Raw genomic sequence first — 12,508 nt, forward strand, 5'->3', positions numbered from 1 at the left:
AACACGATATTCACAACTTGTGGATAACCGTTATTCTTTTGTAGCTAATAGAAAAAGCGCATCTTTATCAGATACGCCCCTATCATCTATGCCTTATTCTACTAATAAAAGACTAACGTAAAATTTAAAGGCGCCAGCTGGAAACCGGGAATTTTTTCATGAATGGCTTCATTACCTGCCACATTTTGTAGGTGAAGGCATTATCCTTAACCCGCCCTTTAAAGCTCCAGCCAAAAACCTTATCATTAAAATCATAAACCACACGATTCGTTTTCTTATCCAAATAAAAACGCCGCTGATGTACCTTTGGAGAGGAACGCCCATCATTATAAATGACACTGGCATAAAGATAATTGTTGCTGAATTGAAGGCTTGCCGGATCCAGATGATGCCATCCCATTATCCATGTAGGTTCATCCTTGGCCATAGCCGGAGAAGATGAAAGCCAAAAAATGGCAATCAATGAACACAGAAGTGCCCGCATTGCAACCTTAAATAAATGTATATCTCTATTTATTGTAATTGTTTTCTTCATAACATAAGCCTCCACCACAATATGTGTATGTCTTATCATTCTATACATGGGTGGCTATTTCCTGCAATTTATTAATCTTTATCCGACAAATGAAATTGTCATTCTGGTAGCTTAAACTTTTGTCCAATTCAAAAGAACTGGCCCAAAGACCAGTTCTTTTCCCTGCTATTGCATGTTGCCGCTCATTATGAAAGTATTTCCGGAATTGTGAAGCGATCAACAGAATTAAGTTTATTCCCCACATTATCAAGCATTCTGTCAAGCTCTGCCATCTCACATTCCAACTTCCGAATCTCCATTAGGCTGTCATGTATTTGCTCAATTAAATCATGGCAATCCTCAAAACTTACCAACCAATACCCCTCCCCAGAATTATAATCCACGGGAGTAATTATATTACAATGCAGGATAAATGAAAACGTTAATTTTAATTAATTTGAATAAATAATAATTATCCATAAAATATTAATTTTTAATATAAAATCATGTAGCCTTGTTCCCAAGTATAATAGCTTCAACTTCGTCCTTTTTTGCATACAACACACAGCCGCCCTTATGCTCATCCAGCAGTATATCACCGGAGCGCAGCATAGTAAAAAGAGGTGATTTTAATGCTTCAAGGAGAGGCTGATCTTTAACGTTGACATCGGAATATGGTGAAAATGGACACGGCTCTGCACCGCCGTGGGAATTTATATGGAAGAATCCTCTTCCTGCAGCGATACAGCCACCTGAACTTTTCTCATCAACAGGGAAGGATATGAATATCATATCTGGATATTCCTGTCGCAGCATACCTATCGCATCGCTCAAATAGGCTCTTTCACTATCACCAGGAGCCAGCTTTTCTGCCTCCTCGCTGTCTGGCACAAACTCCACGTATATAACGACCTTACAGCCACGTTCGGACAGACCTTTGACAAAAGACACAGATGATACCTCGCGTATATTATCCGTTGTAACCGTAACAGAGGCACCAAAAATAAGACCTCTTTTGTTAAACTCATCCATATTTTTTACGAGAATGTCATATATCCCGTCGCCGCGTCTGGCATCAGTCGCTTCCCGACCACCTTCAATACTCATTATGGGAATCAGGTTGCGTGATTTATCGAACAGCTCAAAATATTTATCATTTATAAATGTGCCATTGGTAAATATAGGGAACAGAATATTTTTATGATTTCCGGCAGCCTCGATAACATCACGTCTCAGCAATGGCTCACCGCCAGCCAACAAAATAAAGCTCACCCCAATATCACCAGCTTCAACGAAAATCCGGTTCCATTCGGCAGCAGATAACTGCATCACCGGTTCCGTATCAACGGTCGCCTGAGTACACCGGGAATAACAGCCTTCACAATGAAGATTGCATTTGCTGGTTATACTTGCGATCAGAAAAGGTGGTATATGTTCTCCCCGTTTTTTCCATTCAGCTCTTTTTTGGGAAGCTGTTCTGCTGGCAGCGGCAAATTTAACCATAAAGACGCTTTCTTTAGGATTTTTTAAAGTTGCTTTAATTGCTCCAGTCACAATCCTTTCAACACCTTTTGTCATATAGGCTTGAAGAGCAAAATTACTCACGCACTCGGCCTCCTGTATTCAATAATTCAGCACCTTGTATCAGTTATTGGGTTTAATACCATAATTAACATTTTGGAATTATATCAGCGTTATATGACCTATATATGACCGTTTTTTATTTTTTACCCACAAAAAATTTATATAGCATGATTGGGCATTATTTTAAAGTGGTCCATGTTGCCAAAGAAAGGTCATGGCAAAATATAGCGATTTTCAATCGCGTAGCTCATCTGCTCATGCAGATGTTCCCGGGGATTGGTGGTTGTTCCCAACAAGCTGCACAGGCTTTGTCTGGACACAGACATTGCTTGCGCGAAAGAACAAACTCTCTCTACTGTCATTAGTTGCAACAAGAATTGTTTACCAACTTTAAGAACTTCTTATCATTCATCTGCTCGTTCGTGATATACTCCCCATCACAGAATAGCGAATACGTCGTAATCGGAGTCGGTGCATTCTGAGCATCTTCTCTGCTTTCAATTTTTACAGCCCTTAATGATATACCGTTCTTCTCAGCGGTTTCTTCCAGAACCGGTACATACTTTGCATTAAATGGGCACTGATTCGTATAGTAAAGAACATAACCGCTCTCATCTATGTGGGGATGTCTGGCACATTCCTTGAACACTGGTTTCTCGGTTCCTTTTTCAAACGGCAGATACCATAACTGTATCCCATTATCAGCTTCATCACCGACTTCAAAGCCTTTATATTTCAGGAATTTCGGATCAGCCAGAAACGGCTTTTTCTTTGCTGCAGCAAGAATGCAAAGTCCTTTCTTTCCCTTCTCCTTGCTGTCTTTGATGCATTCGGAAAGCAGGTCGCTTGAATATCCATGACCTTTGAAAGAACCGGAAACCCATAGGCAGTCTATATACATATACCCAGGTGCTTCGATTGGATTCCATGCATGCTCTGCAGGAATATATTCTATGAAGCATTTCCCGCGCTCCACACTTTTTAAGAATACAAGCCCCTCATCAAATCTGTCCGCAAGCCACGCCTTCTTTGAAGATACCTGTACATCTTTATTGTTGGATATGGCACAGCAGATATGCTCCTCTTCCAGATTCTCTTTTGTAACCCTGATATACTCCATAGCCCTCTCCTCCTACTCTCTCCGTTCCACTTCAGTCGGCGCAGAGCAATCGTCCCCCGGACGATTTGCGCCCTCCGGATCTTTCCAATATCCTCCCTTATGGAAGTTCTCATTCCCTAGAGGTTTTGCTGTCAATCGGAACATAACGCAGCCATCCGGGCAAACTACAGTTTTCGTGTACTTGCTGTCTCCACCAAGGTTTTCAAGATCTCCGCCACTTCGAACAGCCTCCATCAACGGATACAGCAGCATCATGGTTTTGGAACAGATTCCGTATCCATCTTTGTTTACCGGGCATCCGTATGTGCAGGTGTATGTATCGCCTATCTCTTCTCCGTTTCGGCAGTACCGCTCTGTGTGATCTCCCCTGAGAAAGCCTGTCACTTCAACCGTAAACTCATACTCTTCATCAAACCACTTCTTCATCGTCAGCTCTCCTGTCTACACTCCGTTCCGGTCCGCGCTAAGCGGATGTCCCCCGGACATCCAGCGCCCTGATCGGATGCCGGATCACTGTCTTCAGTTTCTCCGGCTGGACTTTTCTCGCATCAGATAGATAAATCTCATGATGCAGTCTCTTGTCAGTGATATCCAGAACATAACCCTGTTCTTCTATAAATCTGTGCATTGCATCTACTGTAGCAGATTCATCATCATACGATCCGATATGCATGAAGTTTGGACAATAAACATACAGTTTCGCTCCGAAGGGGCTTTTGTATCCTGCCATTCCTCCTCGCTTACGAGAATATGTTTGGCTTCTTTCACCTGACGCAGGCCACTGGCATGGTCAGAATGTAAATGTGTAAGAGTGTCCACATTTTTAAACCAACTACTTCCCTCCTTTGCTGATCCCGCTCCAGCAGGAAAAAACTGGTCCCTTGGACTAATCTTTTTTTAGAAGCCCAGCCACGGCGCTCTAATTGAGGGGAATGACCTCGGTAAACAATTTCTGTTCCATGGGCCAGCACATCCGACCTCAAGCTACAATCATTTTTCCTTGAAAAGCTTCCGGCTGAAACGGACATTTTACAATGATCATTTTACATCTAATTTCTTTACTCAATTACTTTTAGCATATATTTCCTTATCCACCTTATCATTCAGACGGGCCATAACAAAGGCTGAGGAAATATCACCAGCCACGTTGCCGGCAGTTCTGATACCATCCATAATTGGATCGATACCAATAAAAAGTATTACCATGGAGGCCGGAACTCCAGCCATTCCAAAAATAGAGGCCATAACAATTATCATAGCTCCCGGAATACTTGGAAAGGTGAAGGTGAGTAAAAGGGTTCCCACAAAGAAGGATACAAGGAACTCAATATCCACCGGTAAACCACAGGACAAGCGCATAATCAGTGCTATCATTATCAGATAGGTACCGCTACCAGTCATGTTAAACTGGGCTCCCACTGGAATAGCAAACATTGTCAGCTTTTCATCAATTCCCAGCCTCTCCCGACAAAATTTCATTGTTTCCGGCATACAGGCACTGGAATTACAAATGGAGAAGGGAACCACCAAATATGGCAGAATTTTTCTGATAAATGGTATAGGAGATATCCGCCCCACCATACCTACAAATATGATTAAAATCAAGATTATCAGCGGGAAGGCCAAATAACCTGCAAGTATAATTTTGCCGTAAGCAAATAGCATGGAAAAATCCGTGTGCAGCATCATTTTAGCCATAGATACAGCTACTACAAAGGGCATTATTGGCATCAGGACCCCCATGGCATCCATGGTGAATCGATTGCAAAACTCCACCACTTCCCTGGCATGGGCTGCTCTGTCCCCTGCCTTGGCCAAAAGAATGCCAAAAAACAGGGCAATGAATAAAATTTGTAGCATATTATTGGAAGCGAAAGGAATAATCACATTTTTCGGTACAATACCCACGATTAACTCAATCAAATTAATGGCTTTTACATTTTCATCGTTGCCTTGCTGCATTAGGTCAACCATTTCCGGTATAGCTCCCACCCATAAGCCTAACGCAATACCCAGCAACAAGATAATGGCCAGCTTTATTATGGATATTCCCAGGAGCTTGCCCCCCATTTTTCCGATATCAGCTGCATTGGACATACCAGTTATACCAGACATAACGGAAAAGAAAATAAGGGGACCTGCCAGCATCATCAGTGCCTGAATAAACATACTTGAATAGGGGTAAGAATTATTGAGTCCACCCAATTTATTCCACCATCGCTTAAAACCATTTTCAGAACAGCACCCAATAAAATACCTGTCACCAGACCGGCCATAATGCGAAATGCCTGTTTACTGCTGGAGGAATGAACCCGAATGGAAATAATATTTTCACCATTGCTTCGGCTGTAGCTCAAGGAATCCTTGTGAGCCTTCAAAATGGCAAATACGTACATTTCCTCCTCATCATCGGAGACTTCTTCCATAGACACAAATGGATTAAAGGCCCCCCCCGGGCTGAAACGCTAATGCTGATATCTCCAAACCGTTTTCTAATGCTAAGTCTACCCTCAAATTTTTCCTTATCGGCAGAAGCATTTACCAGACGTAAAAGGGTTTCCTCCAGTAAAAACTCTCCTTTAAAGATTTCCTCTTTGGTGGCTCCCATTTCTGTAAGGCTTTCTTCAAGCCACACAATAGTTGTTCTATAATTATCTTTTGAAATTTGACGGGTTTTCAAACTCATATAATCACCCTCAAAACCATAAAATATATGCTCCTTTGCCTAATCTATAACAATTATTTTCCAGATTCAGTCAAATTTTCTTTTTTCTATACTACTCATCATAGAAAACCAAGCCAAACTATATATTAACTACTTCGACAAATATTAGACAACACCTTTTGTGAACTGGAAAATTATTCGTGATTACATAGTAAAACCTCTTTTGCCCACATAAAAAAAGGCCATTCTCTGATTTGAGAACAGCCCTGTGATTTTATTTACGAATATATTGTTATAATTGGACAATCTTTATTTTCCCATTACGGCAATGTCTAATGAAAAATCACTCAGCTACATAAATAGCGATTTCACTTATTACACCGTTCTTTACAGTAAAACATAATGATACACATTCGTTAGCATTATATGTATATATTGTTTTATTTATCCTATCTTGTCTTTTTTTATTGTCTGCTGCAGAAAGTTTAGGTGCTGTATCTATTACCGTATGGATACTGTCAGCAGTACCATAAACCTTTGTTAATACATCTTCAGACATCCCCGGTTTTACTCCGTCAATGGTTGTTGCTCCGCTCTTATGAGCAGTCGTTATACTGCGAATATAGAGGTTGCCATCCCCTGAATAATCAGCAAAAGTAAGATATAACCCTTCGTAATTTACATAAGTGATACCTTCTCTTTTATATTCACTTGATGGTTTACCAAGGACAGCATAAACATCTTTTAAGCGATACGAGGATTTTACATTATTTATTGTTGCCTGGTCACTATAAATTGAGCAACTAATCGGTAGTCCCCCGAGATTAGTCCTAAACTCCGGAATTTTATTTGCATGAGATAAAGTTGGCAAAGAAAAAATAAAACAACATGCAACGAAAAAAATCATAATATGATAAAGTACATTATTTCTCATATTACCTATCTCCCCTAACTGTTATTGTTAAATTCTCCTTTGTTATTCGACACAATAGATAAAATATCCTTTAAATCCACATTTATCTATTTATGGCAACCCTATCTTTTAACAAAAAAAATGCAAAATAGAAGGCTGCAATATTGACTGCTGATTTTTGTCAATAAAAGTTGTTTTTTCTCTTATCCATATAATGGGATCAACATTGCTGCTTACCCTCTTTAAAGCCTTCTTCCTTGCCATCCTTATTAGCCTCGAGTATTTTCATTTCATAAGTCATATAACATTTCAACTATAAGCCAACCCACGGCGTCATGATTGCGGGCATTTCTCATGACGCCGAGGAATTGGTAGTTCTCGGGCTTTCATTACAGGACTTTTGCCAAGAAGTTCTACGCATCATTCAAGCCCCCACAATATTTCAGCCCCAGCATGGTTATATCATCCGATTGCTCAGCATTGCCAGCATAGGTGCTAACATCCTGACGGACAGCCGCGAGTATGTCCCTCACATCCTTTTGTGGCTTCCTATTGAGTATTTCTAACAGACGCTCTTCGGAATATAGCTCCCCGGCCTCATTCATGGCCTCTGTAACGCCATCTGTGTACAGGAAAATCATATCCCCCCGCTGCAGAACCAAACTATGCGCTTCATACATTTCGTCCTCGTTTATGCCCAGCATCAAATGTTTTCTCGATTGCTGCAAATAACAGAATTCACCATTAGACTGCACCAGCGGTGAATTGTGACCGCCATTTACATAAATAAATTCACCTGTTGTTAAATCCAGCTTGGCTATAAACACCGTCACAAACATCATTTCGTCATTTTCCCGACAAAGTTCCTGATTCGCCATCTTCATAATGTCAGCGAAATCAGAGGCATTTTTCACCCTTAAGACCATATTCTTTAACGCAGTTTTCGCACGCATCATATAGAGTGCTGCCGGAATACCCTTACCTGACACATCAGCAATCGTCACCACCAAATGATGTTCATCCATCATATAAAAATCATAAAAATCGCCGCCTACACCTTTTGCAGCATCCATGCTTGCATATATTTGAAATTCCTGATAATTGGTCAAAAAATCTTGCGGTAATGCGCCCAGCTGTATATTGCGAGCCACAGAAAGCTCAGCTGCCACCTTTTCCTTCTCAGCTGTTACCTTAGACAAATTATCAATATAGACTTTCAGCTCATCCGTCATAGCATTAAAGCAAACTGCCAAATGTTCAATTTCATCGCCGGTATTTATATCAAGTTTTTTGTCAAGATTGCCACTGGCAATTTCGCGCACGCCATCAGCCATCTGCTTTATAGGCTTAACAAATCTTTCAGAAAGCTCCTTCGACATAAATATCATAATTAAAACCATGATAAAAAATATCAGCAACGCCACCTTCAATAATAAAAGTGACTCACGCTGCAAATTATCACTGAAAGAATCCATCTGCCCCATGAAATAGTTATGACTTTCCTGCAGGGAAGACGAAATATCATCCTGTGACACCAGAATCCCCAGGCTCCACTTCAGCGTAGGGATTGGCGCAAACGCCAACATGTATTTTTCACCATCTAATTCAACCGGCAATATACCGCTTTCACCGTTAGCCATATAATAAGCTGCCTTAGCTAAATCCGCCGATATACACATAAAATACAAGCAGCTGGTAGCAACAGTACCGCTATCAAACTGGCTCCCAGGTGGATAGCCACGAATTCAGTGCCATTATTGGCGTTGCCAGAGAAATCAAAAATAGGTTAAAAGTTAATTTAGCATCATTTATTTCACTTACTTATAAATAGGAAAAGTGCTATAATCCAATGAGATGTTTTTATTTTTATATACAAACTTTATTTTAAAAGGAGTTGAACAGTATGAAGAAAAGAATCATCGCTATTGTACTGGCGATGCTCTGCCTGCTCATGAACAGCTGTTTTGCTATGAATAAGGAAAGCAAGGCCGATTTGGACAACGAGCTTGCCCAAATGGTTGGGAATACCGGAACAAAAGTTCCAGGACTTGGGGTAATTGCCTTTAAGGATGGCAAAGAAGTTTACAACAGCTTTCAGGGTTCATCTATTATAGACAGCCAAAATCCACAAAATAATCACCCCTTTACCCGGGAAAGCCGTTTTCGCGTGGCTTCCGTCTCCAAGATGTTTACCGTGTTCACTATTATGCAGCTAGTCGAGCAGGGAAAACTTAATCTGGACGACGATGTGAGCAAATATTTGGGGTTCACCCTCAGAAATCCCCATTATCCAGATACGCCTATTACCGTGAGAATGTTGGCTTCTCACCAATCCTCCTTGCGTGATGGCAATATTTACAGCATTCCGCCACAGATGGGGCTACAAGAATTCTTCCGTAAAGACGGCAATTTCTATGAAGATGGCGCACACTTTGCACCTGTTGGTCAGGAACCGGGTAAATACTTTGCTTACAGTAACCTGAATTATGGTATTTTAGGAACCATTATCGAAAGAGTTACAGGCGAACGCTTTGACCAGTATCAAAAGAACCATATCTTAAAGCAACTGGATATAAAAGCTGACTATCTGCCTAGTAATTTCAGCCAGAAGGAATTCAAGAAACTCGGTGCAGTATACCAGAAAAAAGATACCTCTGGCGTCTGGAATGAAAACGGACCATGGCGCGCTACGCAGGATGGTTATCCACAGGGACAGCCAGCCAAAGATACTGTTTCCTTGCAAAATCCTTATGCGGAGAACTTTCAGGATACTTACAGCCTAAAGGATTATGTTGCCGGCACCAATGCGACGGTATTTTCCCCAGCAGGTGGCTTGCGAATTTCCTGTGAGGAACTTTCTCATGCACTTTCCATGCTACTTAATGATGGTACCTACAAGGGGCAACAGGTTCTCTCCCCTACTTCAGTTAAAACCATGCTGGGCCGCGAATGGATTTATGACGACAAAACCAAGAATGGCAGCACCTATGGCGGCACAATTCTCTCCTACGGTTTAGGCATTTACCAGATGGATGGGAAGAGCACAGCCCGTTTCTGCAAAGATGCGGATATTGACCTGGTTGGACACACCGGTGAGGCTTTTGGTCTGCTCTCCATGCTCGCCATCCGTCCGAACACCAAAGATGGCTTTGTCTACATAATGAACGGCGAAGCCATTGAAGAGGACGAAGATGCACGCAGTGCTGGTAAATTCAGTAACAACTACATCTGGGAAGAAACCATTGGTGATGCTATTTGCCGCAATGTGTTTGTCCGCTGATAAAATTTAATACATACTTTTGTGAACCAGAAAATGGTTCACGATAACATAGCAAAATCCGCTGAACTAACCAGACGTATGGCCCGTTAATTCAGCGGATTATTTTCATTTTATTTGCTTACATAACTACGTTTTTCTGCAGGTATATCTTCCCATTTGGTATGTTGGAAATCTCATTGGGCACCAGAGCACGGTAAGGAATTTCATAATACTGTCCCTTTTTCAGCTTTTCAAATAAATCCAGCTTCACATCATGAATATCGATTGGGTATAATCATTTCACATTCTCCTTATTCCGTTGCTTTCTGCCATTTACTATATCGCACATCAGCCTTTATTCAAAAAATTTAATACTCTTTCCCGAAACAGCTTGTAATACGGACGCTCCATCAACATTGCATGGGCGGCTCCATCCAAAATTATCAACTCCGAATCTGTTCTATTGGGAAGTGTCCTATACGCTTCGTCGCATAAATCAGGTGACACATACGGATCTTTTGAGCCGACTATAATCAGCACAGGAGCTTTTATGCTCTCTGTTGGAATAAGTCGCGCACTCTTGTCAACTAGCAAATCTCGTCTTCCACCATTGGGACTCACATCTCTATCATAGTGCCAGGCATTATCGATATAAGTGCTTGCTACAGGCCTTTCCACAATATCAAGATCTATTTCTCCATCTTTTTCCCTTTGAAAGTCAGATGCCGCATCTTCCCATGTGTTATGATTAAACGGCTCAAGGACCTCCTTCTCCCCCAATCCGGCTACTATGGGGGCATAGAGCACCAGACGATGCACAAGCTCCGGGTGACGTGCGGCAAAGCGCCCGCTGGTTACAGTACCCCAACTCCAGCCCAAGACATCAATAGATTGGCAGTTATTTCGAGCCAGAATGCAGCGCACTGCCGCTTCTATATCTTCTGACGCATAATCCGAATTGGGCATAAAGCCATCTTTAACGGCAGCTGAATTGCCATATCCTGCAATATCCAGCAACCACACTTCAAAATTATGCTTAGCAAAATATTTTGCCAGGCTATAATCTTTATAATCGACATCAAATTCATGAGAGGAAAAGGTCAAGCCATGCACAAACAAGATTGGTTTTTTCGTCTGTCCATCCTGCTCTACATAACGTTCCAAATGCAGCCTCACATTGTTGCGTTCCAAAGGAATCGTCTCCCGGATGATCTCTGCCGCCTGCACAAATGACACATAAGCCAAATTGCACAAAAAACAAATAATCAACCCCAATAAAGCCCAGCCTTTTACTGTCATTTTTCTCATAGTCACCACTCCATTGTTATCTTAAAGCTCGTTATACTACTCAGCAAAGAAAATCAAACCGCTTTCCTGCAGCCGCTTATGCAAAGCTCGCATAAATTTAGGCCCCGGGTCAATTTTTATTGAATAGTAACCAGCCACCTTTTCGACGTACAAACCGCTGGCCCGTGCAGCATCCTGCTGGTAATGACCAAAAACATAACGGATGTCAGGATACTTTTTCTGCAAATACTCAATCAGCGCAATATTGGCCTCCAGCTGAGCCTTGGTTAAATCCTCAGCCCCACCAATACCGCCGACGTTTTCAATGCCAATGGCACACCAATTGTAGCCAATGATATGACGATTAAGCGCCGTCTCCGGCGTAAGCCTGAACACTTTACCATCCCTGTCAACCAAAAAATGCGAGGCAACATTTAAAGTTCCATCCCCTCGGTCTTCCTTGTAAAAAAACTTATACGTAGATTCCCATGTGCCGGCGGCAGTCCAATGAACAACCACCGCCTGTGGCGTGATATCCACCTTATTTAGCCCATAATGGGTCTGCGCGTACTCGCGAATCAGCTGTTCCCTCTGCTCCGACCACACAATCGGCTTATCAATTATCTGCAGTCCCCCTGCCAAAACTTCTGCCGCCAATGACAGCAGCAGCAATGTCAGCAATAAACATTTTTTCAGCATCTTAGTTTAGTCCTTCCGTATCAAATTTCGCCATCAACTCGCCCAACTGCGCAACATGTGCCACCTTTTCAGCGGCAGCTGTTGTCCCTTTCGGGACCGATTGCCGATATGAATCCACATAAGCAAATGCCCCAGTTCAGTTCATCGCATTATCAATAACGCTCAAAGTCAGACTGCCTGACAGGCTAGTATATATTGACTACTTCGACAAATATTAAGCAACACCTTTTGTGAACTGGGAAATAATTCGTGGTTACATATTAAAATCCTCTTTAGCTGTGCTACCAGCCTTTTTCCTTTTGACCAAATTAAAGGGCCATTCTCTAATTTGAACTGCTCCCCGTCAAGAGGACAATAAAATAATATAAAATTTCTTTGGTCGGCAGATTCGTCTGTCGACCTTTTTATGCGGCTAAATACAAGGTGTGTTTCTCTATCGGCGTCAAGATACCAAGATTACGTTGCAC

Annotated in this window: 14 protein-coding genes; 1 reads left to right on the forward strand and 13 read right to left on the reverse strand. The window is 41.8% G+C overall.

All coding sequences use genetic code 11. The features are described 5' to 3' along the window. Positions 1-124: 124 nt before the first annotated feature. From ACKI5G_RS09045 to ACKI5G_RS09090, 10 genes are all read right to left on the reverse strand, one after another. Positions 125-535 carry a hypothetical protein gene (locus ACKI5G_RS09045; protein WP_407399651.1) on the reverse strand — a complete coding sequence of 137 codons (411 nt, stop codon included), beginning with the start codon at positions 533-535 and terminating at the stop codon, positions 125-127. A gap of 185 nt (positions 536-720) precedes the next feature. Further along, on the reverse strand, positions 721-888 hold the full coding sequence (locus tag ACKI5G_RS09050) for a hypothetical protein (protein ID WP_407399653.1): 168 nt from the start codon (positions 886-888) through the stop codon (positions 721-723). 130 nt (positions 889-1,018) lie between these two features. Next, on the reverse strand, positions 1,019-2,119 hold the full coding sequence (locus tag ACKI5G_RS09055; RefSeq protein WP_407399655.1) for a radical SAM protein: 1,101 nt from the start codon (positions 2,117-2,119) through the stop codon (positions 1,019-1,021). Positions 2,120-2,459: 340 nt separating this feature from the next. Beyond that, on the reverse strand, positions 2,460-3,218 hold the full coding sequence (locus ACKI5G_RS09060; protein WP_407399657.1) for a GNAT family N-acetyltransferase: 759 nt from the start codon (positions 3,216-3,218) through the stop codon (positions 2,460-2,462). A gap of 12 nt (positions 3,219-3,230) precedes the next feature. Continuing rightward, positions 3,231-3,644, reverse strand: coding sequence for a TIGR04076 family protein (locus ACKI5G_RS09065; RefSeq protein ID WP_044915874.1), 414 nt, complete (start codon positions 3,642-3,644; stop codon positions 3,231-3,233). Between the two features lie 37 nt (positions 3,645-3,681). After that, on the reverse strand, positions 3,682-3,948 hold the full coding sequence (locus ACKI5G_RS09070) for a GyrI-like domain-containing protein (protein ID WP_407399659.1): 267 nt from the start codon (positions 3,946-3,948) through the stop codon (positions 3,682-3,684). 332 nt (positions 3,949-4,280) lie between these two features. Further along, positions 4,281-5,423, reverse strand: a complete 1,143-nt coding sequence (locus ACKI5G_RS09075) for a dicarboxylate/amino acid:cation symporter (RefSeq protein ID WP_407399661.1) — start codon at positions 5,421-5,423, stop codon at positions 4,281-4,283. Beyond that, a complete protein-coding gene (locus ACKI5G_RS09080) occupies positions 5,369-5,650 on the reverse strand; it encodes a hypothetical protein (protein ID WP_407399663.1) in 282 nt (93 codons plus the stop codon). The genes ACKI5G_RS09075 and ACKI5G_RS09080 overlap by 55 nt, the downstream gene beginning before the upstream one ends. Positions 5,651-6,226: 576 nt before the next feature. Then, entirely contained in the window at positions 6,227-6,817 is a 591-nt protein-coding gene (locus ACKI5G_RS09085) for a hypothetical protein (RefSeq protein ID WP_407399665.1), read from the reverse strand. Between the two features lie 392 nt (positions 6,818-7,209). Next, positions 7,210-8,436 (reverse strand): SpoIIE family protein phosphatase, encoded by a 1,227-nt coding sequence (locus ACKI5G_RS09090; protein WP_407399667.1) that lies wholly within the window; start codon positions 8,434-8,436, stop codon positions 7,210-7,212. A gap of 263 nt (positions 8,437-8,699) precedes the next feature. Between ACKI5G_RS09090 and ACKI5G_RS09095 the strand changes: the two genes are divergently transcribed. Then, positions 8,700-10,076, forward strand: coding sequence for a serine hydrolase domain-containing protein (locus ACKI5G_RS09095; protein WP_407399669.1), 1,377 nt, complete (start codon positions 8,700-8,702; stop codon positions 10,074-10,076). A gap of 118 nt (positions 10,077-10,194) precedes the next feature. On the opposite strand, the gene ACKI5G_RS09100 is transcribed toward ACKI5G_RS09095, so the two are convergent. The 3 genes from ACKI5G_RS09100 to ACKI5G_RS09110 form a co-directional block, all read right to left on the reverse strand. Beyond that, positions 10,195-10,341, reverse strand: coding sequence for a hypothetical protein (locus tag ACKI5G_RS09100; RefSeq protein WP_407399675.1), 147 nt, complete (start codon positions 10,339-10,341; stop codon positions 10,195-10,197). A 62-nt stretch (positions 10,342-10,403) separates the two neighbouring features. Then, entirely contained in the window at positions 10,404-11,363 is a 960-nt protein-coding gene (locus ACKI5G_RS09105; RefSeq protein ID WP_407399671.1) for an alpha/beta fold hydrolase, read from the reverse strand. 36 nt (positions 11,364-11,399) lie between these two features. After that, on the reverse strand, positions 11,400-12,041 hold the full coding sequence (locus ACKI5G_RS09110) for an N-acetylmuramoyl-L-alanine amidase (RefSeq protein WP_407399673.1): 642 nt from the start codon (positions 12,039-12,041) through the stop codon (positions 11,400-11,402). Between the last annotated feature and the right edge of the window lie 467 nt (positions 12,042-12,508).

The sequence above is a fragment of the Anaerovibrio sp. genome (assembly GCF_045637405.1).
Lineage (GTDB): Bacteria > Bacillota > Negativicutes > Selenomonadales > Selenomonadaceae > Anaerovibrio.